Source organism: Niallia sp. Sow4_A1 (assembly GCF_052116745.1).
GTDB classification, from domain to species: domain Bacteria; phylum Bacillota; class Bacilli; order Bacillales; family Cytobacillaceae; genus Niallia; species Niallia hominis.
The window spans coordinates 44,505-70,825 of sequence record NZ_JBQKKM010000019.1; the positions used below are offsets into that span (position 1 = coordinate 44,505).

Here is a 26,321-nt window from a genome sequence, read left to right on the forward strand (position 1 = left end):
GTGTTTTTCTTTAATGGATTAAGAAAGGGTATGGAATGGAAAAGAATAAGGTAAATTGTTATAAATGTAAGTTCTACTATGTAACATGGGATAGTCAGTTCCCTAAAGGATGTAAGGCGTTTCAATTTAAAGGAAGAACGATGCCTTCCGTTGAAGTAAAGAGAGCATCTGGACAAGAGTGCCTTCGTTTCCAGGCAAAAGGAGGGATGAAATGAATATATCTGTACAGCAATTGTTAGCTAAAATAGAGGATCAGTTACTAGAAGCAAAGACAAGCGATTCGGATGCAAGAATAAGGGAAAGAGTTTACGCTATTAAATCCTTATGCGAATTAGTACTTGAACAAGAGGGGAAAGAAAGCATAACCTACCAGCACCCTGTGCAAAAGCCATCCTTCCAAGCTATGCAAGCACCATTAACCATTCCAAAACAACAACCGATACAGACACAAACAAATAAAATAAAGATGGCTGAAGGAAATGGCGATTCTTTATTTGATTTTTAGATCGGATAGTTTTGTAAATGAAGGAATTTCATGATACCAATAATCTGCAAGAAAAAGGAGATAAAAATGAAAACTTTTATCATTATTGGAGCCATCAATGCATTATTGTCCGTTGGTTTAGGAGCCTTTGGTGCCCATGGTCTAGAAGGTAGAATTCCAGATAAATATTTGGAAACATGGAAAACGGGAGTAACATATCAAATGTTCCATAGTACAGGCTTAATACTAATTGGCTTGCTCTTAGGGAAGTTTCCAGCAAGCAGCTTGTTAAACTGGGCAGGGTGGCTAATGTTTATTGGCATTATTCTATTTGCAGGAAGCCTATACATATTGGCAGTTACCCAGATCAAAGTACTAGGAGCTATTACACCAATAGGTGGCGTAGCATTTTTGACCGCGTGGCTATTAGTTATTATCGCTGTATGGAAGTGGATGTAAGAAGATAAATAAAAAAGGATAGGTGAGCAGAAGATAAAATGTTCTTACCTATCCTTTTTTTCTTGATTGAAGGATAAAATTTTTAGTAGAGAGGATGCTCTTGAAACAAATGATTAAAAAATTTACGGAAATAAGCAAAAAAATGAAAGGCTTTATTAGTATCGTTTTACTTACCTTTATAGGCTCGATTATTTTTGTTCATAATAACTACTCTTTTTATGAAAGGCCTATAGTGGAAGTAGTAAAAACGGAACTACTAAACCAAGCTGAAATAAAGGATCATGTAAATAATAAAGATAAATTATTTACACAGCAGATTATTGGAGAAGTAAAAAACGGAGAGGAAAAAGGGAAGCAAATATACCTAACGAATGAATTTACTTCCTCCAAGGCTAATAATGATGAATATCATATTGGAAGCGAGTTATTCGTTCATATCGATTCCGAGGTAAGAGAATGGATACCTCAAAGGAAGTGTTGACGATGTAAAACGGGATAAATATTTGTTGATGATTACGTGGGTTTTTATTTTTTCCTTATTATTTGTAGGTAAATGGCAAGGACTGTTTTCTCTGTTTAGTTTAGTCATTAATGCCATTATATTATCGATTGCATTGGATGTTTATGTAAACACTTCAGAGAAAAGTCTCCTTATAATTTGTAGTATCAGTGTTATTATATTTACGATTATTTCTCTTATACTCGTAAGTGGACGAAATGAAAAAACATATGCAGCGATTATAGCAACCTTATTAGGTACTTTTCTTTCTTTAGCCATTACTTACTTCGTTTTATGGGTAACTTCAGAAAAAGGTCTTCGCTATGAGGAGCTACAATTTATTACTCGTCCTTATAAATTGGTTTTTCTAGCGGGATTATTTCTTGGGTCGCTCGGTGCTGTGATGGACGTAGCTATTACGATGTCTTCTTCCATATTTGGATTATATGAAAAGAATAACAATATATCAGTTAAAGCGCTAATAACATCAGGAAGAGAGATTGGAAAAGATATAATGGGAACCATGACGAATATTTTGCTCTTTGCCTATATTAGTGGAACAATACCAATGCTTATCCTTTATTTTAAAAATGCGTCGCCATTAGGTTTTACACTCTCGATGAATCTATCATTAGAATTGGCACGAGCGCTAGCTGGCGGTATAGGAATTGTGTTAACGATTCCGATAGGTTTATATATAACTATTTTTTTCGTTAACAGAAAGCGAGCAAGCGAATGAATGTATTAGTGGTGCTAGGTATTATTTTATTTATCTTAATGAGCATTATAGGTGGAACGAAGGGAGTAAATTCGTTTTTTGCACTATTCTTTAACTTTAGTGTGGTTATTATTATTACGATTTTCATGACTAACCCAAGCATAAATCCGATTATCCTAACCTTATTTGCAAGTATAGTAATTAGCTGTATCAACCTATTTTATATTAATGGAGTGAATATCAAAACAAAGACGGCATTCTTATCCACCATGATTACGATTATTCTTCTGCTCGTGTTTATTCTCTACCTATCGAATAAAGCAATGATTCAGGGATTTGGGGTCGAAGAATTAGAAGAACTTAGTATGTTTTCCTTTACTATCAGTGTAGATTTTATTAAAATTGGCACTTCTGTAATTATCATGAGTACAATTGGTGCCATTACAGACACAGCCATGGCCATCTCATCGCCAATGCGTGAAATTCATTTTCACAATCCTCATATTAGTAGAGGGGAATTATACAGGGCTGGATTAAGTATTGGCAAAGATATTCTAGGAACAAGTACAAATACATTATTTTTCGCTTTCTTTGGCGGATATATTGCCCTGCTAATTTGGTTTAAGGACTTATCCTATTCAATAGGAGAAATCATCAATTCAAAAATATTCAGTGCAGAAATGATTACAATTCTGAGTGCAGGAACTGGTGTTACACTTGTCATTCCTATTACTGCATGGATAACTGCTTACTTTTTGGTGAAGCATAAAATATCTAAATAGCTTGTATAACGTAAAAAAGGGACTTTTTCCATTCCCTTTTTTATAAGCTGAAAGTATTATAAAACAAAAAAAGTACACCACTATATAAGTGATGCACTAATAATATTTTAATAACATAGGCGCTTTTGACTTATCTAGGCGGATATGTAGTTAGATTTGGTGCTGCAACGCCATACGGATATTCATACTCAATTTCTTCGTCAAATGTAACGTAATCCACATATAGCATTGGAATTAAATAGCGAGTTCCTGTTTGTGGATCACTTAAGATAAGATGATCTCGCCCTGCAGCTTCAATAATGCCTTTAAAGATTTTTGCATTCCATTCTCTGTTGTTTTCAAATGTTGCATATACAGTTGCTATTTTCCCTTTGTTTAGGCGTAAAATATTCTCAATATAAGACGCTTCAATTGGCAGCTGTCCTGGCAAGGTAGTAGGTGTTGCACTTGGTGTAGGTGCAGGAGTAGGTGTAGGTACTCCTTGCTGAATCGGTGCTTGTGGCTGATACATTTGCTGATTCCCGTAGGTAGGAATTTGTCCGGGGAAATTCCCGTAGCCCTGCGGATAACCATAGTTTCCATAATTAGATTGACTCATTTTCATCCCTCCATTGTCTTTTATCCAATCTTCACAACATACTTCCAAGCATCGAAGTTGACCATAAAATGTAGAAATTAGAAGTAGACGGTGAATGTTAATTCATTCATAGGTCATCGCTCACTATTTCATCCTATGAGGAAACAGAATAAGTTATGACAAGGAGTTGCAATTTAAATAGAAGAGGTTATTAAGAAGGACTAGGTGAGGAACGTATATTGCCTTTAAGAGGCTTCAAGCAATATGAATTTTAACAATTGCTTAAGGTATATGATATATAGAATGTAGGTTTAAGAAAGCTATATGCGTTAAAAAAGGAGCGTTCTCTAAAAGTTTTGCTCCGTCATAGATTAAAAACTATACAAAGTTAAATTCTTTTAGAGAACTACTCCCATTTATTCATTTACATGTAGATAGTCTGTTATTGCCTCTTGTTTAAGAATGGTTCCTACAAAGAAAGAGCCGAATTCACCATAGCGAGCGCTCACTTCATCAAAACGCATTTCATATACTAGTTTTTTGAATTGAAGAACATCATCAGAAAATAATGTTACTCCCCACTCATAATCATCAAAGCCAACAGATCCCGTAATAATCTGTTTTACTTTCCCAGCATATTGTCTACCAATCATCCCATGGCTACGCATTAAGTCTTTACGATTTTCCATCGGAAGCATATACCAGTTGTCTTCCCCTTGACGACGCTTATCCATTGGATAGAAGCATACATAATTGGATGTCGGAAGGATAGGGTATAATCTTGCTTTCACATATGGATTTTCATACGGGTCTTTATCAGAATCCGATGGTAGATAATTGCTTAATTCTACAACAGACACATAGGAATGAGCTGGAATTGTAAATTCAGCTAGCTTTGTTTTGTTGAATTCTGTTTCTAGTTGCTGTAATTCTTCCATAGTTGGGCGCAGAATCATCATCATAAAGTCTGCTTTTTGTCCAACGATTGTATATAGGGCATGGCTGCCGCTAGTATTTTCCTGAACAACGTTCCATTTTTCCAAGAGTCCTTGAAATTCGTTGATTGCTGCTTGTCTCTCTTCATCAGGTAACATTTTCCAGGTTGTCCAATCTACAGTTCGGAAGTCATGAAGACAATACCAGCCATCTAATGTTTTTGCCGCTTCACTCATTTATATGTTCACTCCTTATTTAATAACGTTTATATGATTTTAACTATATCATAGTTTCTCCAGATACAAACGGAATAAACCTTGAGTAAATTGTGAACAAATTGTGACTGATATAAAAAGAAGTTTGAAATAGCACAATAAAGTATAAGGAAGATAATTATAGGGAAATATCAGATTGTATAAAGGGAGCATTTCATCCATATTTACTTTTATCTCATATGTATGAGGAACGTGAACTAATCGTGTTTTTGGGGGATAAAATTAGAAAAAAGTAAGGAATATTCCTTGAATTTTTACCATGGTAGAGTATCCTAATAAGTGTACATAAAAAGGAGGAAGAAATTTAATGAGTGATTTATTTACAAGTTTAAAAGAAAAAGTAACTGGCCAAAACGTGAAGATTGTTTTCCCAGAAGCATTAGATGAAAGGATTTTAAAAGCTGCTGGTCGTTTAGCAGAAGATAAAATTTTAATACCTGTTTTAATTGGTGACATAGAAGAAGTTCAAGCTAAAGCAAACAATCTAGGTGTTTCTTTAGAAAACGCTGAAATTTATGATCCAAAGAAATATGCTCAGTTCGATGCACTTGTTGCTTCTTTTGTAGAAAGACGTAAAGGAAAAGTAACAGAAGAAGATGCTCGTAAAATCCTATTAGATGAAAACTATTTTGGAACAATGCTTGTATATGCTAACCAAGCAGATGGTTTAGTAAGTGGCGCGATTCATTCAACAGCTGATACTGTTCGTCCAGCTTTACAAATCATTAAAACAAAACAAGGCGTGAAAAAGACTTCTGGTGTATTCATCATGGTTCGCGAAGACGAGAAATACGTATTTGCTGATTGTGCAATCAATATTACTCCAGATAGCCAAGACCTTGCGGAAATTGCTGTGGAAAGTGCAAAGACAGCAAGAATGTTTGACATTGATCCACGTGTTGCGATGTTAAGCTTCTCTACAAAAGGATCTGCAAAATCACCAGAAACAGAAAAAGTAGAAGGTGCTTTAGCGGAGGCTAAATTAAGAGATCCATTATTAGTTATTGATGGTGAATTCCAATTTGATGCTGCATTTGTTCCGTCTGTAGCAAAACAAAAAGCTCCAGATTCTCCAATACAAGGGGATGCAAATGTATTTGTATTCCCAAGCTTAGAAGCTGGAAATATTGGCTATAAAATTGCACAGAGACTAGGTAACTTTGAAGCAGTTGGACCAATTCTTCAAGGACTAAATGCTCCTGTAAACGACCTTTCTCGTGGATGTAACGAAGAAGATGTTTATAAATTAGCTCTAATTACAGCAGGTCAAAGCTTAACGAAGTAATTTTTTAAGAAGGGCGTCTCCTTAAAGTTAGGGAGGCGTCTTTTTTGAGTTTCGCTATTTATCCCTCCCCTTATCCCACTTATGCAGAAGGATCATTATAAAATTTTAAAAAGGAATAATTAATAAAGAGTAGCAACTATGCTTTAAAAAGCTGATATTATTTAAAATAAACATTACCCATAAATAGAGAATCATAAGGAAATCAAGGAAGGGAGTTATAAGATTTATGGAAATAAGATGGAAAAGGGAAGACGTTGTTTTTGAAACATTATGGGAATCAGAAGTGTGGGCAGATTCAATAGCTAATGAGATTTATGGAAGAACTATTGATGGATATATAACTCTTGATTATAAAATAGCTTATGCTCTTTCTTTTTTCTTAGGATCCGTTCCTCATTTTGTTGTACATACCGAAAAAAAGGTATTAGACAATGTTTTTATATACAAAGTTTGGGTAACCCCTGGGCCAAACTAAATGAAAGTCTATCAATTTTTTTACTATTGGAGTGAAGATTTTTCTTCTAGGTTTATTTATAACTGAATTTGTTTATACTGTTTTTTTGAAAATAAACGGAAAAATTCCGTTTAAATGGGGAAATATCCATACTTCCTTAAAAATAAGGGACATTTTTTCGTTTATCGTATCCAAATCTTTGAATTTTGTCTTATTTAGAGCAGTTATTCGGAATATCTCCGCTTATATCTGCTGATTATGCTCGCTCTATATACATTAGCCGGAAATTCTCCGCCTATTTTTTTCATATTACAAGAAAATAAATAATAACAGAGCCTTCTTTTAAAAAAATAATATGAAAATTACCAACAAAAACGAGAAGATATCTTTTGAAATAGCTCTAATTTCGTTATAATAAATCATTGTGAATGAATAATAAGACTATATCTTTAAAAAAGAGAATAGATGGTTGTTTAAACAAAAAGGAGCTAAGTGATGGTCGGCAATACTAGTTTGTTAAAACAGGATAAATGGAGAATCATCGATCAGTCCACAACAGGTTTACATGTATCAGCACTGCATTCATTTGGAATGGATGATACTTTATGTTCTTCTGTTGGAAGCGGGATAGTACCTGCTACAGCAAGAACTTGGGTACATGATCGGACGATTGTATTAGGGATACAGGATACGAGGCTACCTCATTTAAAAGATGCGTTAGCTTTTTTAAAAGAACAGGGCTACCAATATATTGTTCGTAATTCAGGTGGTTTAGCTGTTGTTTTAGATAAAGACGTGCTAAACATATCTCTTATTCTTCCAGAGCAGGAGAAACGAATTGATATTAACAGTGGCTATGAAACGATGTTCGAATTGATTCAATATATGTTTCAGGATTATGGCAAATGCATGGAAGCAAAGGAAATTGTGGGTTCCTATTGTCCAGGAAGCTATGATTTAAGCATAGATGGCAAAAAGTTTGCGGGAATTTCACAGAGACGCTTAAGAAGCGGAGTAGCTGTTCAAATTTATCTTTGCGTAAATGGAAGTGGGCAGGAAAGAGCGGACATCATCAAACAATTCTATTCTTCTGGTCTACAAGGAGAAACGACAAAGTTTGAATATCCAGAAATAAATCCTGAAGTAATGGCATCTTTAGCAGAATTGTTAGGAGTGTCTTTAACAGTCGATCAAGTGATGACTAAATTGCTACTCGCTTTAAAAGATCATGCCGAGTTTTTATTTGCAGATCAATTACAGGAAGAGGAACTACCGCTATTTGAATCCTATTATAATCGAGTTGTGGAAAGAAACGAGAAAATCATGCAGGCATTTCGATAAAATCAAAAAGAGGATAAGGAAGGGAATTTTAGTGAAAATATCCCTTTCCTTATCCTCTATTTATAATCGAGAATTTGTGTTGCCATCTCCTATTTCTCTCTTTTTTACCCAGTCCCATTCCGCTTTATGATCAATCCAGCTCTGGCGCCTATCAGCTAGCAAACTTCAGTAAGTCAACATCGGTTCACTAGCGTTCACCGTGTTTCCTTTATCTCAGGAAATGCTGCTCCACCCCACACGCCGCTAAACGGTCCCATTCCGCTTTATGATCAATCCAGCTCTGGCGCCTATCAGCTAGCAAACTTCAGTCTCCTCCCTACGATAAGTCAACATCGACTCACTAGCGTTCGTCGTGTTTCCTTTATCTCAGTCGAAGCCCTCCAGTTTGAACGCTGATAAGCAAGGCGCCTCCGCTTTTTAATTAATCCAGCTCCAAGGGACCAACGGCTGATGGGCTTCTCACCATTTCCCTACGATAAGTCAACATCGGTTCACTAGCGTTCACCGTGTTTCCTTTATCTCAGGAAATGGCGCTCCACCCCACACGCCGCTAAACGGTCCCATTCCGCTTTATGATCAATCCAGCTCTGGCGCCTATCAGCTAGCAAACTTCGGTCTCCTCCCTACGATAAGTCAACATCGACTCACTAGCGTTCGTCGTGTTTCCTTTATCTCAGTCGAAGCCCTCCAGTTTGTACGCTGATAAGCAAGGCGCCTCCGCTTTTTAATTACTCTGCGACTTTTTCGAGGTTTCCGTTTCTGTCCATTTTAAATTTGGTTGGGCGCTCGTCTTCTTCTAGTACTACTAGTTTTCGGGCTCTGTTCATGATTTTCATGAGTGTTTCGTAATCTTCTTGTATTGTTTCTGAGTTATTTTCGATTTGATGTAGTTTTTCTTCTAATTCTTTGTTCCGGCTTCTAATTGTGTCCATTTCTCTTTTTAAACGCTCATTCTCGCTTTTTAAGATTTCTAGCTGTATAGGGGCATTGCGGAAATTTTGTAAATAGGAAAGAACAGTGTCAAAATTTAGTGTACCAGCTTGGCTATGGTTTCCTGCTGGATAGGCAGGCGCTTTTTTTGTTTCGTATACTGGAATTTGCTGTACTTCTTCCTCTGTTTCCTCTTCTGATTGATAGTTTACAAGCTCTTCTTCTTGTTGACTAGTAACATTTGTATCTAATGTTTCTGTTGTAAATAATGTATCCATAGCATCCATATCCACGTCCATCGAGCCCATTTCTAAGCTTGTGGAAGCAGTAAGAGCTTCGAGATCATCCACTGTTGGTACTGGTGGTGAATATAATAGTTTCTTCTTTCCACCTTGATCTTTTCCTAAAATTCGTTGTCGTTGCTTACGTTGCTTTTTGGCAAGCTGAAGTGCCTTTTCATATTGATGGCGAACGACTGCGTTCCAGCGGAATCCACATGCTGCTGACGTTCTATTTAATTTATCCCCAACTTCTTCAAAGGCGTTTAGCTGTGTGCTTCCTTCTCTAACATGTCTTAAAACCGTTTCTGCTAATAAAAGATCATTTTCTTCAGACCATGCGTCTTGTCTAACTTTCATTTCTAACCCAACTCCCAACTTAATCACGATAAATAAATATTTCTAGTTTCATCATTTCCAGAAAAGTATTTGTTTATACAAAAGAAATACAAGGATAGTAGATTTTTTTATAGTTTAGGAAAAATACAAATAAAGAGGATAAAAAAACAGTCGGCCATCAAGCCAACTGTTTTGAATAAAATATTTACGCTCGCTTCTCAACTAAGGCTCCTTCATTTTGAATGAAGAAGGCAGAAATAAAGGCAAATATACTTACAATAAATCCAAAGAGGAAGAGATGGTGAATACCCTCCATAAAGGTGGAGCCACTATTTAATAAGGAGCCCATAATAGTAACACCAATCGCGGTTCCCATGTTTCTGCAGAACATAAAGAAAGAGGTGGATATTCCTTTTTCATGGTTTCCAACTAATGCTTGAGAGCCGATAACACCAACAGTGCTTAGCAAGCCAAATGCTAGTCCCTGAATAATCATTAAGATAAAAACATACCAGAACCCATTTGACTCATTTAATAATACTAATAAAATTCCTGAAAGCAAAAGCAACGTATTTCCGATTATTAATAGAATGCGATAGCCATATTTTAATATCCATTTACCAGCTGGAACCGACATAGCCATCCATCCAATCGACATACCAAGGAGAGAAACACCGCTCCATAAAACAGAGAGCCCTGCCTGATTTTGCAGGAATAAAGGAATATAGCTTGATGTTGCAAACAAAGCTAATGTTCCTACAAATCCGTTAAGAAAAATCCAGGTGATGGTTTTACTCCTAAAAATGGATAGTGGAACAATTGGTGAAGCTTGTCTTTTTTCGAAAAAATAAAATGTGATTAATAGAAGAATACCAACTATAGCAAAAATAAAAAGATAACTTTCTAGCACGGTAACTAGTAATACACAAGTTATTCCGCTTCCAAATAGTGCTGCGCCAATATAATCTACCTGTGCCTTTTTAGGCTGATAGACTTCTTTATATGGAATCAACGTAAGTAGGGCAATAATACAAACTGGTAAATTAATATAAAAAATCCATCTCCAACTTAAAAATTCTACAAAAAGAGAACCGAGTGTAGGGGCCAATACAGCAGATAATGCCCACATGCCAGTAAACAACGCCTGGATTTTTCCTCTTTTTTCAATAGAAAAAAGATCTCCAGCAATGATTGCAGGAAATGGCATCATGAATCCAGCACCCATTCCTTGCAACGCTCTAAAAATGACTAGCTGAGGCATAGTTGCTGCGATTCCGCATAAGAGAGAACCAATTAAAAAGACAATAATGCCAAAAGCAAACAGCTTCTTTCTTCCAAAAAGATCAGAAAGTCTACCGGCAATTGGCGAAAGAATGGTACTTGCTATCATATAAGCAGCAAAAGACCAGGCATATAATTCCGTACCGCCAAGCTCCTCTGCAATAATAGGCATGGTTGTGTTCATTATGGTCGTATCAATAGAGGCAATCAGCATAGCAAGAACAATGCTGCACATTACTAATATTCTACTTTTATTCATTTCAAAACCTCCCTATATTTCAAGAGAAAATTATAACGTATATTTCCTAAATAATATAGAGAAGGGAAGTGGTTTTAATTTTCGAATAAAAAAATAAGATCTAATAGTCAAGAGATACAAAGCGTAACCGTGCAGTTTTGTTAATAATTCGTCACTTTTTTACAATCTTTTGCATCTTGCATTGCAAGTTCAGAAGGGGTAAAATACCATATAGTAATGAGTGAGAATGTTGTCGATTTGATTGTCGATCACTTTTTTTGAGCATTTATAGAAAGGGTTGTCCAAATGGCAAACGAATTTCGTGTTTGCGACGATTGTCAGGCAGTGAATTTAAAAACGTTAGTACCACGTTTAAAGCAAATAGATCCAGAGGCAAAAATAGATATAGGCTGTCAATCCTATTGCGGACCTGGTCGCAAAAAAACATTTGCTTTTGTCAATAATCGTCCACTAGCTGCATTAACAGAAGAAGAGTTAATGGATAAAATCAATGCGAAGTTAAAAAAATAATAGAAACCTGTCTATTATTTTAACTTTCGATAGCAACAAACTTTACGAACATAGCCTTGTAAAACCAGAGGAGTTTCCACTAGATAGTTATTTTATGGAGAAAAAGATTATTTTTCCCTTTTTAAAATGCTTAAACGGAACCCTCTTTTTCTATCTTTAGAATATGGAGTGTACTCTAAATTACTAGAATAAATAAAAAATAGTCAATAGAACGAAAGAGAGTGAAGAAAGATGCCATATTCGACGGATAAGCTAAACGAAGAAAAAGTATTTAAAGATCCAGTCCATCGCTATATACATGTGCGCGATCGAGTAATATGGGATTTAATAGGAACAAAAGAGTTTCAGCGCCTGCGAAGAATTAAACAGTTGGGCACGACTTATCTTACCTTTCATGGTGCGGAACATAGTAGATTTAACCACTCTCTAGGAGTATATGAAATTGTTAGAAGAATAATCGATGATGTCTTTGAAGGCAGAGAAGAGTGGAATAATAACCAAAGATTGCTTTCTTTATGTGCTGCCCTCTTGCATGATTTAGGACACGGACCTTTTTCTCATTCATTTGAAAAAGTGTTTGATCTTGATCATGAAGAATTTACGCGTAGGATTATTCTTGGCAAGACAGAAGTAAATAAAGTTTTAACAAAAGTGGAAAAGGATTTTCCAAAAAAGGTTGCCGAAGTAATTGCAAAGACCTCGAAAGAAAAACTAGTAGTCAGTTTAATCTCCAGTCAAATTGACGCAGATCGCATGGATTATTTACTAAGGGATGCCTATTTTACAGGGGTTAGCTACGGGAATTTCGATATGGAGCGAATTTTGCGTGTGATGCGTCCCCGTGAAGATCAGGCTGTTATTAAGAAAAGTGGAATGCACGCAGTAGAAGATTATATTATGAGCCGCTATCAAATGTACTGGCAGGTATATTTTCACCCAGTAACAAGAAGTGCGGAAGTAATTCTTACAAAAATTCTACATAGAGCAAAATACTTACACGAGCAGTTCTACCCCTTTAAATATCACCCAATTCATTTTTACTCACTCTTTGAAGAAGAGACATCTTTAGAAGACTATTTGAAATTGGATGAAGCTATTATTCTCTATTATTTCCAAATGTGGCAAGAGGAAGATGATGTCATTTTAAAGGATCTTTGCCGCAGGTTTATGAATCGAAATCTTTTTAAATATGTAGAGTTTGATCCAGCTAAAGAGTATAAAAAACTTCAGGAACTATCTGGTTTATTTCAAAAAGCAGGATTAGATCCAGAGTATTATTTGGTTGTGGATTCCTCTTCCGATCTTCCTTATGACTTTTACAGGCCAGGTGAGGAAGAAGAGCGGTTACCGATCCATCTCTTGATGAAAAATGGAGAAATCAGAGAGCTTTCCAGAGAATCAGAAATAGTCGATAGTATTTCTGGAAAAAGAAGAACAGATCATAAGCTGTATTTTCCAAAGGATATTCTGAAGGATGACAGTTCCAAAGGGAAAGTCAAAAAACAAATCCGTCAATTGTTAGATATTCAATAGATGCGTGTTTTAGGATTAAATGGAGTAGGAGATGACCCAATTTGTTAAAAGATCATGCCAAAGTAATGAAAGCAATTGCTGCATCGGGCGAAATTATTGGAAGAAAAAAGCTACAAAAAATGATATATATTGCGAAAAAGCTTGATTTTCCTTTTCATGAAAAATATCAATTTCACTTTTTCGGTCCCTATTCAGAAGAACTGACCTTACGAGTAGAAGAATTATGCAATATGGGATTTTTAAATGAAGTAAAAGAAAAAAAAGGCGGATATTTCCAATATCGCTATACACTCACAGATAATGGTAAAGAATTTCTTACCCTTAATGAAGTAGAGATGCCAAACTTATCTCCTTGTCTAGAGGATATGAATGGCCAAAACTCAAGATTTCTTGAGCTTGTTTCCACCGTTCTATTTTTCGATACTTTATCGAAGGAAGAGGTAAAGGAAAAAGTTTTTACTTTAAAAGCAAAGCAAAAATATACAGAAGAAGAAATTGAGATAGCTTACGCATATATTGACAGTTTAAAAGAAAAAACGATTCATTAAATAAAAAGGCCGTCGAAAGCAAATTATTTCATTGCTTTTTGACGGCCTTTTTTAAGATGATAGTTATTATTGATCACTCAGGCGTTTGCCAGCTACCGCATAATGGTTTGTTGGCATTTCCTCAATAAAGACAACAACTTTTTCTTTTGATGCACCTGTCGTTTCCACTACTGCTTCTGTTACTTTCTCTACTAGATTTCTTTTTTGATCCTCTGTTCTACCTTCTAGCATCTTTACAGTTACATAGGGCATGGTTAAAATCCTCCTTGGTTTTTGATTGTAGTTTTTCATATTTTTTGGAAAAGTGCAAGTCTCTACTAAAAAATGGTAGGTAAAATAGAGGCTACTTCACTTGATTTTTTCATAGGAGAAAGAATATTTTCCTTTCCAATTTATAATCATGTATAATTTTAAAAGGAAACATAGAGAGAAAAGAGACGTTTTCCATTGAACTCAGTATAGAGGGGAGCTAATCATTTGTTATTTTCGCAAAATTTGGCGGATTTGCCTTATATTGTTATTTCTATTGTAATAGGTTTTACCATCCATGAATTTGCACATGCATTTGTAGCCTATAAATTTGGCGATCCAACAGCTCAAAAGCAAGGAAGGCTGACGTTAAATCCCATCGTTCATATTGACCTAATTGGTGCAATTTTTATTTTGCTCGCAGGATTTGGATGGGCGAAACCAGTACCGGTTAATCGTCATTACTTTAAACGACCTAAGCTAGCTGGAGTATTGGTATCATTAGCAGGGCCTTTTAGTAACTTAATACTAGCTTTTCTTGGCTTTATCATTATTGCAATCTTAATAAAGTTAAATGTACCTATAGGAAGCAACTTTGATTTATATCCGTTTTTTCAAATTTTTATTTATATGAATTTATTACTCTTTGCATTTAATTTAATCCCTCTACCACCACTTGATGGTTACCGAATTATTGAAGATTTGGTTTCCTCTCGAGTGAGAGCGCAAATGTCAAAATATGAGGTATATGGTTCTATTTTATTTATTGTATTAATTGTTACAGGATTATCGAGCTATACGATATTCCCATGGATTGAGTTTGTGCGAATCTTTTTTCTCAATCTGTTTAATCAATTATTATTTTAATCGCTCTTTTTCACAGAATGAAAAAGAGACGTTTTTTATACACCAGAATTTATTGACCTCAAAAGGAGAACGACAACATAGCAGCTAATAAATTTGCAGGAGGAGTATGAAAAGTGGAAGGAAAAAAGAAAAAGACAATAGGTTTTAATATTATTAAAAATGACCCGACCGATGGGCATAAAGGCTTTGGAATTGGCAGTCTTAGTTTAGAAAATGTCTCTCCTGTTATTATTGATGTGGAAGAAGGAGAAGCAATCGTCGATATCGGTGCAATGCACGCAAGAAGTGCAGTAGAGCGTGGTATCAAATTTTTGAAAACGAAAGAAGAAGTTCCAAATGGCAAGCCATATTGGCTAGTGTGGGTAACGATTGACCGCAAGCAAGAAGGACCATATTATGCTGGGGTGACAGCGTGTGAAATGACAGTAGACCGTTCCATTCGCAGAGGGTATAAGTCACTTCCAGAACATGTGAACAAGATGGATAAAAGTATGAAAAGACATATTATGGTCGATCATATGGATGATAAGTCCAAAAAGGTGCTTGCTGATTTCTTAAAAAAACATGATCAGCAACTATGGGATAATTCTTTAGACCAATTGAAAAAGGATTTAGCAGATTAATTTTTTGAAAATGTTGACAATGGAAAAGAAAAATGGATAAACTAAAAGGGAGTAAAAATAAAAAGCCCTTTTAAGGAGATTGTTTTATGAGTGTGAGTGTTCTTAACTAACCGTTAATTTTATACGGCCTTGAATTTTGTTAAAAAATCGGACTTATACCGGTTTATTTAGCATGCAAATTTCAAGGAAGGTTAAGAATAAGCCTCATAGCAAGCAATAGATGGTATAAGCTATGGCATATTTGTCATAGCTTTTTTACTTTATTGCGAAGGATTTCCTCATGCCGCTTAAAGCGGATAGGTCTACCCCTGAAAAAAGCCAGTGAGCGTTTGTTCATGCTGGCTTTTTTTATTTGGCTGTGGTCGATCGCCAACAAACTTTACGAAAAAAGTCATTTATTTAAAGAAAACAGGAGGTTATAAAAATGAATCAGCAGACATTTGAAGTACTAGGATTTCATAGGATTTTAGAGGAAATAGAAACTTTTGCGAAAACTAATTTAGCGAAAGAAACAATCCAGAAAATTCGCCCAATGCAGGATATAAGAAGAATGGAACAATCGTTAAAAGAAATAGAAGAGGCCATGAAAATATTAGAAATATCAAGCAGTGTGCCCATTCATACACTAGATGAAATGTCCCTTTATCTTAATCAGGCGAAGAAAGGAATCTATATTCGAGCAGATCAATTCCCGTTTATCATTTCCTTTTTAGAGCATTGTACAAAGCTAAAGCAGTTTATGCGTGATAAAGAATATGTCGCGCCGAATGTCTCTCTTTACGTTCAATCCATCCCTGATGTTCGAGAGCTTACAGAAGAAATAGCGAGATGCATTAGACACGGGAATGTCGATGACTATGCCTCCGGTGACTTAGCATATTTAAGAAGACAGCTGTCTATCTTAACAGACAGAGTAAAAGAAAAAGCAAATCAACTTGTGAAATCCAAAAAATATGCAGGCTATCTGCAAGATAAAATAGTATCAGAACGTAGTGGTCATCTAACTCTATCCGTAAAAAGAGAATATCGTACGAAAATCCAAGGTAGTGTATTGGATACCTCAGCATCAGGAGCAACACTTTTTATCGAACCACTCGAATTAGCAGATATGCAAGCAGAAATCGAAACATTGAAACTTTCAGAAGAGTATGAGGTTGAGCGGATTTTATATGAATTAACGGAAAGACTTTTAGGCGAGGAAAAGGCAATTCAATTAGCCATCGAAACAATGCATTATTATGATGTTTTATTTGCGAAAGCAAAATATAGCAGATCCATTGAAGCAAAGTCACCTGTTTTAACAGAAGACTATACGATTCATTTAAAAGAAGCCCGCCATCCAATGCTTGGTGAGAAGGCTGTTCCTTTAACCATCTCATTTGGAGAAGAGCATCGGGCATTAGTAATAACCGGTCCGAATACAGGGGGAAAAACGGTAACATTGAAAACGATTGGTTTATTGACAATGATGGCTCAGTCAGGTTTACTTATTCCTGCAAAAGAAGGCAGTAAAATAGCGGTCTTTCAGCATATATTTGTGGATATTGGCGACGGACAAAGCATTGAACAAAATTTAAGTACGTTTAGTTCCAGACTAGTGAATATTATTGATATTTTAAGAACGACCAATGATCGCTCTCTTGTATTACTTGATGAGCTGGGATCAGGTACAGATCCTGGAGAAGGGATGGCACTGGCGATTGTTATTTTGGAACAGCTTTATCAAAAAGGGGCAACATTATTTGCCACAACTCATTATAGTGAAATGAAAGAATTTGCAGATCAAACAGAAGGTTTTTTAAATGGAACGATGGAATTTGATATCGATACTCTGCGACCGACGTATAAGCTATTATTGGGGCAAAGCGGAAGAAGCCAAGCATTTGAAATTGCAAGCAAACTAGGTTTACACCCTAAACTTATTGAAAAGGCCCATGAAATAACCTATAAAACACATCGGAATTTTCAACAGGAACAACGGTTAGACGATGCGGATTATAAACAGCAAATCGTTGTTAATAAATACGCTCGAAATACATTGGGGAAGAAAACGGTTGATATCCCTCTTTCTCAGGAGCCGATTTTTGAACAAGGAGATAATGTAATTCTTACAGAGACCATGGAGATGGGAATTGTTTACAAAGGGCCAGATGCACAAGGAAGATATGTAGTACAGGTTCGCCAGGAAAAAAGAACAGTTAACCAAAAACGATTAAAGCTATATATAAAAGGAACAGAGCTCTATCCGGAAGATTATGATTTTGATATTCTTTTTAAATCAAAAGAATATCGAAAAATAAGCAAACAGCAAAAAAGAAAATATGTGGAAGACGTATGGCTGGAGGAGGAATAAGAGGGAGATTGAGTTAAATTGTCTGAAAGGCAGTTTTGGCAAAAAGAAGACTGTAGAGATGATAGAGAAGGTAAGTCTATGCCTGCCGAAGCGAGAAAAGGGAAAACGGGGTAACAGAGAAGGCGAATCTACGTCCGCACATTCCAGAAAATGAAAGCGGGGTAACAGAGGAGCCGTCTCTAAGCCCGCCAAACCTAGAAACAGCAAAGCGGGGTAACAGAGAAGTCACATCTAAGCCCATCAAAGCAAGAAAAATCCCGCTAAGGTAATACTGAGAAGTCTCACTATATTATTAATATGAACAAAAAAGCATACTCCACCAAAATAGGTGGTGGTTAGTATGCTTTTTCAAACTTTCTTCCTACCAAGGCAGAATCCGTTTATACCAGGGCACTTTTTCTTTTGTTTTTTCATTGTTTGCTGGTTTATCACTAGAATCGTCTTTTGGTAAATCAGCGCAATATTCTGTTGGAACAGTTTCTTTTGTAAAATACATCATTCTTTTTGTTTCACAGGCATCTGTTGCAAGTTTTCCGCTCTTAGGATCGATGTACACTCCAACAGTACCTTTTGTAGGAATAAAGCCCTTGATTGGTTCCTCTTTTAAGCTTTGTTCCATAAATTGCACCCACACTTTTTTGGCATAGGTTTTATCAGCAGTTAACGTAATTGGTTCCCCTTGATCATAACCAGTCCAAACAGCTGACACTAGTTGTGGGGTATAACCAATCATCCAGCTGTCTGATTCAGTAGAACCAGATTTGCCGGCATAAATTCTTGTTATCTCATTTTTAACAGTACTTCCTGTTACAGATGCATAGCCATTCAGATTAGGATCAAACATGCCTGTCATCATTTGGTTCATCATGAACGTTAAGTCCGTGTCTAAAACCTTTTCCTTCTTCGCCTTCTGTTCATAAAGTATCTGCCCGTCATTTGTCTCGATTTTTGTAATGAAAACTGGAGAAACACTATTTCCTCCGTTTGCAAACATACTATAAGCATTTGCCATATCGATTACGCGAACATTGGATGTTCCAAGAGCGAGAGACGGTACCTCCTGTAAATCGGTTGTAAGTCCGAATTTTTCTCCTGTTTTTACTAATGTATCTTGACCTAAAAATAGATGGGTTTTAACCGCATAAACATTATCGGAAACCGCTAGCGCTTGGGCCATTGTTATATTGCCATCTGCATATTTATTATTAAAATTATGCGGAGTATACGGATCCCTTCCATCATCAAAACGGAAGGTTGTTTTCTCGCTGCTCATCATCGTAACAGGAGTAAAGCCGTGTTCAAGTGCTGCATAATATAATAAAGGCTTTATCGTAGAGCCAGGTTGACGAGTCGCTTGAATGGCTCTATTAAAAGGGCTTTGTTCATAATCTCTGCCACCAACCATTGCTTTAACAAACCCAGTAGATGGATCCATGGCAACAAAGCCTATTTGTATATCGCTATCCTTATCTATCGTGTGGCTAATTGTTTCCTCTGCAATTTTTTGCTGTTCCGTATTCAAGGTTGTATACACCCTTAAGCCACCTAATTCAATCGTTTTGTCATCCAAGTGAAGCTGGTTTTTAAGAATGTTTTTAACGGCATCTTGAAAATAAGGAGCTGTTTCCATACTAGCATTTGGAAACTTTCCTACGAGAGAGAGCTCTTCATTAAAAGCGATTGTTTTATCCTCTACTGTTATATAGTCATTTTCAATTAAAGAATTTAGGATGATACCTTGTCTTTTCTTCGCATTTTCCATTGATGCAAAAGGGGAATAAAGACTTGGTCCCTTTGGTATTCCAGCAAGCATGGTTGCTTCAGCTAACGTAAGCTCTGATGCTTCTTTTCCAAAGTAATATTGACTTGCTGCCTCTGCTCCATAAGCTCCATGGCCATAGTAGATTGTATTTAGATATCCTTCAAGAATTTCATCCTTTGTATAAAATATTTCTAGACGGAGGGTGTAAAAAGCTTCCGCAATTTTTCGCGTCCATGTCTTTTCATGCTCTAAAAATAAGTTTCGGGCATATTGCTGAGTAATCGTGCTTGCCCCTTGTACCTTTGCCATTGCCTTAATATCAGCTAAAATTGCTCCACCAATCCGTTTATAATCAAAACCATGATGGGAATAAAAATTCTTATCTTCAATAGAAACAGTAGCATCCACTAAATAGGGACTAATATCATCAATGGACACCCAATATCTTTTTTGCCCATTACTGGTTTCTCCAATAATACTGCCGTTATCTGAGTAATAAATGGTAGATTGAGAAACGGCTAGAGGAGGAGGTCCTAATGTACGAGCATATACATATATACCAATAAAAATGATGCTTGCGGTTATCATGAAAAGGAGCCCTAATATGATGAATAAGCGTAAATACTTACCAGAGTTCTTTAATTTATTTACAATGACTTCCAAGTGCATGACACCTCCTTAGGTTGATCTTCCTTCTTTTTTATCGTTTTCCACGAATCAATAAATAGATAGCACTAGTATGTGGTAAAGATTGGTGTTTTAAACATTTTTATCATGGAATATAAAAAAATTTCTTTGCATTTTTGCAAATATCCACTATACTTTTTTCGTGTTTGTTATTTGTTTGATTGGGAAGTATAAAAAGAAGGTTGTTTTCATAAAAAGTGTTTTTTAAAGGTATGCCTTACTAGTCTTTAGTTGGTTGGAGCAGAGGTTATTGACTCCTGTGAAAAAGCAGTATGGGCAATAATTGGAATGAATCACAAAAGACAATGAATCATCTAGATTATAAGTACTTTAACCAATCAAATGAATGGAGGATATGAAAAATGGGAATTTGGTTTACGGAGAAGCAGACAGATCATTTTGGTATCACAATGAAAATCAAACGTACATTACATACAGAACAGACACCGTTTCAAAAGCTAGATATGGTAGAAACAGAAGAGTGGGGGAATATGTTGCTATTAGATGATATGGTAATGACATCTGTTAAAGATGAATTTGTTTATCATGAAATGGTAGCCCATATTCCGTTATTTACACATCCAAACCCTGAGAAAGTTCTCGTTGTTGGTGGCGGTGATGGCGGTGTCATTCGAGAAGTTTTAAAACATCCAAGTGTCAAAAAGGCGACGCTTGTTGATATTGATGGTAAAGTAATTGAATATAGTAAGAAGTTTTTACCAGAAATAGCAGGGAAGTTGGATGACCCGCGCGTAGATGTCCAAGTAGGCGATGGATTTATGCATATTGCCAAAAGTGAGAAGGAATATGATGTGATTATGGTCGATTCCACCGAACCAGTAGGGCCAGCTGTTAACCTTTTTACAAAAGGTTTCTATGCAGGGATAGCGAAAGCATTAAAGGATGATGGTCTTTTCGTTGCTCAAAGCGACAACCCATGGTTTAAAGGAGATTTAATTCGTTCTGTACAAAGAGATGTAAAAGAAAATTTTCCAATAACCAGATTATATATCGCCAATATTCCAACATATCCAAGTGGCATGTGGGCGTTCACGATTGGTTCCAAGAAATATGATCCATTACAGGTACCAGAGAGTCGTTTCCATTCTATAGAAACAAAATATTATACGAAAGAACTACACAAAGCAGCCTTCATTTTGCCAAAATTCGTTCAGGATCTTTGTGAGTAGGGGACAGCAGCTTATTGTTCGAGTTGTCTGGGAATAGAAAAAGGAGTGATTACTAATGCGTTTTGATGAATCGTATTCAGGAAATGTATTTATTAAAAGTTATCCAAATTATGAAGAAAGCCAAGTAGTATTATACGGAATGCCAATGGATTGGACTGTTAGCTTCCGTCCAGGTTCACGTTTTGGTCCTGCGAGAATTCGAGAGGTGTCTGTTGGGTTAGAAGAGTACAGCCCCTATTTAGATAGAGAGCTAGATGAAGTAAAATACTTTGACGCAGGTGATATCCCGCTTCCATTCGGAAATCCGCAACGAAGCTTAGATATGATTGAAGAATTTGTGGACAAAGTAATCGGAGATAATAAATTCCCACTTGGAATGGGTGGAGAGCATTTAGTATCTTGGGGTGTATTCCAAGCGATGTATAAAAAATATCCAGATTTAGCAATCATACATATGGATGCTCATACAGATCTTCGCGATGAATATGAAGGAGAGCCACTTTCCCACTCTACACCAATCAAAAAGGTAGCCAATCTAATTGGTCCAAAAAACGTTTATTCCTTTGGTATTCGTTCAGGAATGAAAGAAGAGTTCCAATGGGCAAAAGAAGTAGGAATGCATATTTCGAAGTTTGAAGTATTAGAGCCATTAAAAGAAATCCTGCCAACACTTGCTGGCAGACCAGTATATGTAACGATAGATATTGATGTTTTAGATCCAGCACATGCACCAGGTACTGGGACTGTAGATGCAGGCGGAATCACTTCTAAAGAATTACTAGCGTCTATTCATGAAATTGCTCGTTCTAATGTTCAAGTAGTTGGAGCAGATTTAGTAGAAGTAGCGCCAATCTATGATCCATCTGAGCAAACAGCCAATACAGCAAGTAAATTAATCCGTGAAATGCTTTTAGGATTTGTAAAATAAGAAATCTTACACAGTAGCCGAACCTAAATCAAGGGAAAGCTAACTGCTTAAAATGAGGCCGGGACATAAGTATTCCAGCCCAGGTGAAAGCCAAACAATTACACGAAATTTCGTATGATTGTTTGGCTTTTTAATTAGCTTTTTAAAAAGCTGTTTCAGTTGGATCACCCGCAGCCTGAATACACTCCGCTTTCCGTGGGGCTCACGCTGAGCCGCGGTCTGCCTTTGGCCTGCAGGGTCTCAGGCTGTCTCGCTAATCCCACAGGAGTCTACGTGTATTCAGGCTGCTTCATATCTCCTACTAATTTATTTTTATTAAAAAAACAATATTTTTTTAGGAAATTGCCTTTAATAACGGAGTGGAATGGAGCGGAAAACACTCGACTCCTGCGGGAAATAGAGGAAAGGCTGAGACCCCACAGGCGAAGCCGAGGAGGCTCAGCTTCCTCCCCGCGGAAAGCGAGTGTTTGTAGCGCAATGGAACAAAATAGTTTATACACCTGACTATATTTAAAACATAAATAACCATTGTATAAAAGGAACCTTTATTTAAGCGCTAAATTAGAGATTTTTCATCTTTACAGATTGGCTATTTAGTTTTTTTTCAGCCTCTTTTTTATCTCCTCTACCATATAAATCACAACAATATCCCTCTAAACATTTCCAACGTAAAATCAGATTTGATATGTTAAGATATAGAAAAATTGAAAGGTTTAAGCAATTTTTAGAGGGGATGAATCTGGAAAGATAGATTAGAACATAGCATCATTTTGATAAAGCGAGGGAATAAAATGGGAAAGAAGATTTTTGTTCTATTAATTGGAGTATTGATTTTATTTACAGGATTTCACACGGCAAATACTGCCCAAGCTGCCAGCAAAAAAACGAAATATGTCACAGCAAGCACGCTTAATATAAGAAGTGGAGCAAGTACCTCGCACAAAGTAGTCACGATGGTAAAGAAAAATCAAGCAGTGACAGTGACACAAACAAAAGGTTCTTGGGATAAGGTGACCGTAGGAAAGAAAACGGGATGGGCGTCCAATAAATATTTAACAACAAAGAAGCCGGTAGCAAAAGCAACAACTGCAACGAAAACAATGTATGTGACAGCAAGTACATTAAATGTGAGAAGTGGTGCAGGTACTAAGTACAAAATAGTTACGACAGTTAAAAAGAATCAATCATTAAAAGTAACCCAAACAAAAGGAACGTGGAGCAAAGTACCGGTTGGAAAGAAAACCGGTTGGGTATCAAGTAAATACCTAACAACGAAAAAACCAGCAGCTCCCAAAAATTTAGCTGCAGGTTTAAAAACAGTAGGGAAAAACAAGCAATTGATTCTTGTCACATCAAATGGCTATAATACATCCACTGCTGAAATTCGTACATTTGAAAAGAATGCTAAAGGGGAATGGGTTCCAGTTTTAACTATGGCTGGACATATTGGTAAACTTGGCATCACCTCTGATATGAAGGAAGGCGGAAAAAAATCACCTATAGGGAAATTTACAATCGGAACTGCCTTTGGAACAGCAAAGAGCCCTGGAACCAAATTACCATATCGGAAAATTACTAATGATGATGTGTGGGTAGATGATCCAAAATCGAAGCTATATAATACATGGCAATCAAAAAAGAAAACAAAGGGTCAGTGGAAGAGCGCAGAAAACATGAATGTACCAGCCTATAAATATGGATTTGTTATAAACTATAATACCAAACGTATTCCGAATAAAGGCAGCGCAATCTTTTTCCACATTGCAAATAGCTATACCCTCGGATGCACAGCAACTTCCGAAGCGAACGTTGTGAAGATTCTTAAATGGTTAGATCCTTCAAAAAATCCAGTGATAATTCAAACACCGATTCAAGAGTTAAACAAATATTAAAAGAAGAAACCTACAGGACTCCCTGTAGGTTTTTTAGTTGTAGTTCTTAAACATTTGACGAACCATCTTGCACTTCCCCTATAAAAAATTTATACTTATAAAGTTACACAGTAAATGAAAAGGAAGTGTTGTCGTTGTCTCAACCATCAGCGCAACAGGTGCCTGTGAAATTACAAGTTACAACACATATATATAATGGGAAAAATAAAGAAAGTATTGAGTGGATTGGGTTTGGTCGATACTTAGAAAAAGATACTAATAAGTATATAAAATATGAAGAAATCATAGAAGAAGGCACCATTAAAACAATTATTAAAGTTACCGAAAAGGAAGGGTTAATCCTTCGAAGCGGGGCAGTAAAAATGCGTCTTCCTTTTCTTATTAATAAACAGAAGGTCGGCAGCTATGAAAGTCCGTACGGCGTATTTCAACTAGTTACAGATACAAAGAGGCTTGAGTTGGAAGTACAGGAGCAAACAACAACAGGCACATTAGATATTTTATATGATTTAAAGATGCAGGGTAGCAATAATGGTACCTATCATATGACTATTTCATTTAAGGAGGAGAAAGAGGAAGAATGAATATTGTAGATCAAATAAAGGATAAGTTAAAGGAAGAAATTAAGCAAAGCGTAATAAAAGCTGGTCTAGCAACAGAAGAACAAATTCCAGAGGTAGTACTAGAGTTGCCAAAGGACAAAGCGCATGGTGACTATTCAACGAATATGGCGATGCAATTAGCAAGGGTTGCGAAAAAAGCACCTAGAATGATTGCAGAGACTATTATTGAGAATTTTGATCAAACGAAAGCTTCTATTAAAAAAGTGGAAATCGCAGGACCTGGTTTCATCAATTTTTATATGGATAATAGTTATTTAACAGATTTAATTCCAACTATTCTTAAAGCAGGAGATCAATACGGACAAACTACTGTTGGAAACAAAGAGAAGGTACAAGTAGAGTTTGTTTCTGCAAATCCAACGGGGGATCTTCATTTAGGACATGCACGTGGTGCAGCAGTAGGAGATTCTCTTTCCAATATTTTAGATAAAGCGGGTTACGATGTATCAAGAGAATACTATATTAATGACGCTGGTAACCAAATTAATAACCTAGCATTATCGGTTGAAGCACGCTATTTCCAAGCGTTAGGTATAGAAAAAGAGATGCCTCAAGATGGCTATCATGGTGCAGACATTATTGGAATCGGAAAAAAATTAGCAGAGGAATTTGGCGATAAGTATGTAAATGTTTCAGAACAGGAACGTTTTGACTTTTTCCGTGAATACGGCCTGAAGTATGAGATGGCCAAATTAAAGCAAGATTTAGAAGATTTCCGCGTGAAGTTTGATGTGTGGTTCTCTGAAACATCCCTTTATCAAAATGGAAAAATTGATATAGCGTTAAACGCTTTAAAAGAAAATGGCTATATTTTTGAACAAGATGGAGCTACTTGGCTACGTTCCACTGATTTCGGTGATGATAAAGATCGAGTACTCATTAAAAATGATGGTTCTTATACGTATCTATTACCAGACATTGCTTATCACAAAGATAAGTTAGAAAGAGGCTTTGAAAAGCTTATTAACGTTTGGGGCGCAGACCATCATGGTTATATTCCACGTATGAGAGCGGCTATTCAAGCATTAGGCTATAACAAAGATGCATTAGAAGTAGAAATTATTCAGCTTGTTCATCTTTATAAAGATGGCGAAAAAATGAAGATGAGTAAACGTACTGGAAAAGCTGTTACAATGAGAGATTTAGTGGAAGAAGTAGGCTTAGATGCAACACGTTACTTCTTTGCAATGAGAAGTGCAGATACACATTTAGACTTTGATTTAGATCTTGCTGTATCACAATCCAATGAAAACCCAGTATACTATGCTCAATACGCACATGCACGTATTTCAAGTATCCTAAGACAAGGAAAAGAACAAGGAATCGAGCTGGCTGATGAACTAAACGTATCGTTAATTACTGCAGAAAAGGAATTTGACTTATTGAAAAAACTAGGAGAATTCCCACAAGCAGTAGGGGAAGCAGCATTAAAGAGAATGCCGCACCGAATTACAAATTATATTTACGACTTAGCCTCTACTTTCCATAGCTTCTATAATGCAGAAAAAGTATTAGACACAGACAATCTAGAAAGAACAAAAGCACGCCTAGCATTAATCAAAGCGACACAGATAACATTAAGAAACGCCCTAGCCCTAATTGGTGTATCTGCGCCAGAAAAAATGTAATTACGCTCTTTGAGAAAAATCTATCGATAAA

The 26,321-nt window shown here is 36.3% G+C and carries 24 protein-coding genes and 1 pseudogene; 19 read left to right on the plus strand and 6 right to left on the minus strand.

The window, feature by feature from the left end; genetic code table 11:
* The first annotated feature begins 35 nt into the window (after nt 1–35).
* The 5 genes and pseudogenes from ACTQ5K_RS12165 to ACTQ5K_RS12185 all read left to right on the plus strand — a co-directional run bounded on the left by ACTQ5K_RS12165 (nt 36) and on the right by ACTQ5K_RS12185 (nt 2,942).
* On the plus strand, nt 36–215 hold the full coding sequence (locus ACTQ5K_RS12165) for a hypothetical protein (protein ID WP_031540148.1): 180 nt from the start codon (nt 36–38) through the stop codon (nt 213–215).
* Entirely contained in the window at nt 212–505 is a 294-nt protein-coding gene (locus ACTQ5K_RS12170; RefSeq protein WP_031540149.1) for a YwdI family protein, read from the plus strand. Before ACTQ5K_RS12165 ends, ACTQ5K_RS12170 begins: the two co-directional genes overlap by 4 nt.
* A gap of 66 nt (nt 506–571) precedes the next feature.
* A complete protein-coding gene (locus ACTQ5K_RS12175; protein WP_441993963.1) occupies nt 572–943 on the plus strand; it encodes a DUF423 domain-containing protein in 372 nt (123 codons plus the stop codon).
* 100 nt (nt 944–1,043) lie between these two features.
* Nucleotides 1,044–2,181, plus strand: a pseudogene (locus tag ACTQ5K_RS12180) (YibE/F family protein).
* Nucleotides 2,178–2,942 carry a YibE/F family protein gene (locus tag ACTQ5K_RS12185; RefSeq protein WP_441132278.1) on the plus strand — a complete coding sequence of 255 codons (765 nt, stop codon included), beginning with the start codon at nt 2,178–2,180 and terminating at the stop codon, nt 2,940–2,942. Before ACTQ5K_RS12180 ends, ACTQ5K_RS12185 begins: the two are co-directional and overlap by 4 nt.
* Before the next feature lie 130 nt (nt 2,943–3,072).
* Here ACTQ5K_RS12185 and gerQ read toward each other — a convergent pair whose 3' ends face one another.
* A complete protein-coding gene (gene gerQ / locus ACTQ5K_RS12190) occupies nt 3,073–3,540 on the minus strand; it encodes a spore coat protein GerQ (RefSeq protein ID WP_441132277.1) in 468 nt (155 codons plus the stop codon).
* Nucleotides 3,541–3,935: 395 nt separating this feature from the next.
* A complete protein-coding gene (gene hemQ, locus ACTQ5K_RS12195; protein WP_031540155.1) occupies nt 3,936–4,691 on the minus strand; it encodes a hydrogen peroxide-dependent heme synthase in 756 nt (251 codons plus the stop codon).
* A gap of 346 nt (nt 4,692–5,037) precedes the next feature.
* On the opposite strand from hemQ, the gene pta reads away from it, so the two are divergent.
* The 3 genes from pta to ACTQ5K_RS12210 all read left to right on the plus strand — a co-directional run bounded on the left by pta (nt 5,038) and on the right by ACTQ5K_RS12210 (nt 7,810).
* Entirely contained in the window at nt 5,038–6,015 is a 978-nt protein-coding gene (pta, locus tag ACTQ5K_RS12200) for a phosphate acetyltransferase (RefSeq protein ID WP_031540156.1), read from the plus strand.
* 232 nt (nt 6,016–6,247) lie between these two features.
* On the plus strand, nt 6,248–6,490 hold the full coding sequence (locus tag ACTQ5K_RS12205) for a hypothetical protein (protein ID WP_031540341.1): 243 nt from the start codon (nt 6,248–6,250) through the stop codon (nt 6,488–6,490).
* A 474-nt stretch (nt 6,491–6,964) separates the two neighbouring features.
* On the plus strand, nt 6,965–7,810 hold the full coding sequence (locus ACTQ5K_RS12210; RefSeq protein WP_031540340.1) for a lipoate--protein ligase family protein: 846 nt from the start codon (nt 6,965–6,967) through the stop codon (nt 7,808–7,810).
* A 728-nt stretch (nt 7,811–8,538) separates the two neighbouring features.
* On the opposite strand, the gene ACTQ5K_RS12215 is transcribed toward ACTQ5K_RS12210, so the two are convergent.
* Complete coding sequence (locus ACTQ5K_RS12215; RefSeq protein WP_441993964.1) at nt 8,539–9,378, minus strand: RsfA family transcriptional regulator; 840 nt, start codon at nt 9,376–9,378, stop codon at nt 8,539–8,541.
* A gap of 184 nt (nt 9,379–9,562) precedes the next feature.
* Nucleotides 9,563–10,897 carry an MFS transporter gene (locus ACTQ5K_RS12220; protein ID WP_251630128.1) on the minus strand — a complete coding sequence of 445 codons (1,335 nt, stop codon included), beginning with the start codon at nt 10,895–10,897 and terminating at the stop codon, nt 9,563–9,565.
* Nucleotides 10,898–11,182: 285 nt separating this feature from the next.
* Between ACTQ5K_RS12220 and ACTQ5K_RS12225 the strand changes: the two genes are divergently transcribed.
* The 3 genes from ACTQ5K_RS12225 to ACTQ5K_RS12235 all read left to right on the plus strand — a co-directional run bounded on the left by ACTQ5K_RS12225 (nt 11,183) and on the right by ACTQ5K_RS12235 (nt 13,488).
* Nucleotides 11,183–11,407, plus strand: coding sequence for a DUF1450 domain-containing protein (locus ACTQ5K_RS12225; RefSeq protein ID WP_031540080.1), 225 nt, complete (start codon nt 11,183–11,185; stop codon nt 11,405–11,407).
* 231 nt (nt 11,408–11,638) lie between these two features.
* On the plus strand, nt 11,639–12,940 hold the full coding sequence (locus ACTQ5K_RS12230; protein ID WP_031540079.1) for an HD domain-containing protein: 1,302 nt from the start codon (nt 11,639–11,641) through the stop codon (nt 12,938–12,940).
* 41 nt (nt 12,941–12,981) lie between these two features.
* Nucleotides 12,982–13,488: a YwgA family protein gene (locus ACTQ5K_RS12235; RefSeq protein WP_031540078.1), complete on the plus strand. Its 507-nt coding sequence runs from the start codon at nt 12,982–12,984 to the stop codon at nt 13,486–13,488.
* Between the two features lie 66 nt (nt 13,489–13,554).
* Here the strand turns inward: ACTQ5K_RS12235 and ACTQ5K_RS12240 are convergent, their stop codons facing one another.
* The gene (locus ACTQ5K_RS12240) at nt 13,555–13,740 is read right to left on the minus strand and encodes a 2-hydroxymuconate tautomerase (protein WP_031540077.1); all 186 of its coding nucleotides are present in this window, start codon (nt 13,738–13,740) and stop codon (nt 13,555–13,557) included.
* Nucleotides 13,741–13,965: 225 nt separating this feature from the next.
* Here ACTQ5K_RS12240 and ACTQ5K_RS12245 point away from each other — a divergent pair, with 225 nt between their 5' ends.
* The 3 genes from ACTQ5K_RS12245 to ACTQ5K_RS12255 all read left to right on the plus strand — a co-directional run bounded on the left by ACTQ5K_RS12245 (nt 13,966) and on the right by ACTQ5K_RS12255 (nt 17,580).
* A complete protein-coding gene (locus tag ACTQ5K_RS12245; RefSeq protein WP_031540076.1) occupies nt 13,966–14,604 on the plus strand; it encodes a site-2 protease family protein in 639 nt (212 codons plus the stop codon).
* 113 nt (nt 14,605–14,717) lie between these two features.
* Complete coding sequence (locus ACTQ5K_RS12250) at nt 14,718–15,227, plus strand: YwhD family protein (RefSeq protein ID WP_031540075.1); 510 nt, start codon at nt 14,718–14,720, stop codon at nt 15,225–15,227.
* Between the two features lie 424 nt (nt 15,228–15,651).
* The gene (locus ACTQ5K_RS12255) at nt 15,652–17,580 is read left to right on the plus strand and encodes an endonuclease MutS2 (protein WP_031540074.1); all 1,929 of its coding nucleotides are present in this window, start codon (nt 15,652–15,654) and stop codon (nt 17,578–17,580) included.
* Nucleotides 17,581–17,941: 361 nt separating this feature from the next.
* On the opposite strand, the gene ACTQ5K_RS12260 is transcribed toward ACTQ5K_RS12255, so the two are convergent.
* Complete coding sequence (locus ACTQ5K_RS12260; RefSeq protein WP_441993965.1) at nt 17,942–20,005, minus strand: transglycosylase domain-containing protein; 2,064 nt, start codon at nt 20,003–20,005, stop codon at nt 17,942–17,944.
* Nucleotides 20,006–20,391: 386 nt separating this feature from the next.
* Here ACTQ5K_RS12260 and speE point away from each other — a divergent pair, with 386 nt between their 5' ends.
* The 5 genes from speE (at nt 20,392) to argS (ending at nt 26,290) form a co-directional block, all read left to right on the plus strand.
* Nucleotides 20,392–21,219, plus strand: a complete 828-nt coding sequence (gene speE, locus ACTQ5K_RS12265) for a spermidine synthase (protein WP_031538968.1) — start codon at nt 20,392–20,394, stop codon at nt 21,217–21,219.
* 55 nt (nt 21,220–21,274) lie between these two features.
* On the plus strand, nt 21,275–22,147 hold the full coding sequence (gene speB / locus ACTQ5K_RS12270) for an agmatinase (protein WP_031538966.1): 873 nt from the start codon (nt 21,275–21,277) through the stop codon (nt 22,145–22,147).
* Between the two features lie 791 nt (nt 22,148–22,938).
* A complete protein-coding gene (locus tag ACTQ5K_RS12275) occupies nt 22,939–24,039 on the plus strand; it encodes an SH3 domain-containing protein (protein ID WP_048718855.1) in 1,101 nt (366 codons plus the stop codon).
* A 134-nt stretch (nt 24,040–24,173) separates the two neighbouring features.
* A complete protein-coding gene (locus ACTQ5K_RS12280; protein ID WP_031538964.1) occupies nt 24,174–24,623 on the plus strand; it encodes a DUF1934 domain-containing protein in 450 nt (149 codons plus the stop codon).
* Nucleotides 24,620–26,290 (plus strand): arginine--tRNA ligase, encoded by a 1,671-nt coding sequence (gene argS, locus ACTQ5K_RS12285; protein ID WP_031538962.1) that lies wholly within the window; start codon nt 24,620–24,622, stop codon nt 26,288–26,290. Before ACTQ5K_RS12280 ends, argS begins: the two co-directional genes overlap by 4 nt.
* Nucleotides 26,291–26,321 lie beyond the last annotated feature (31 nt).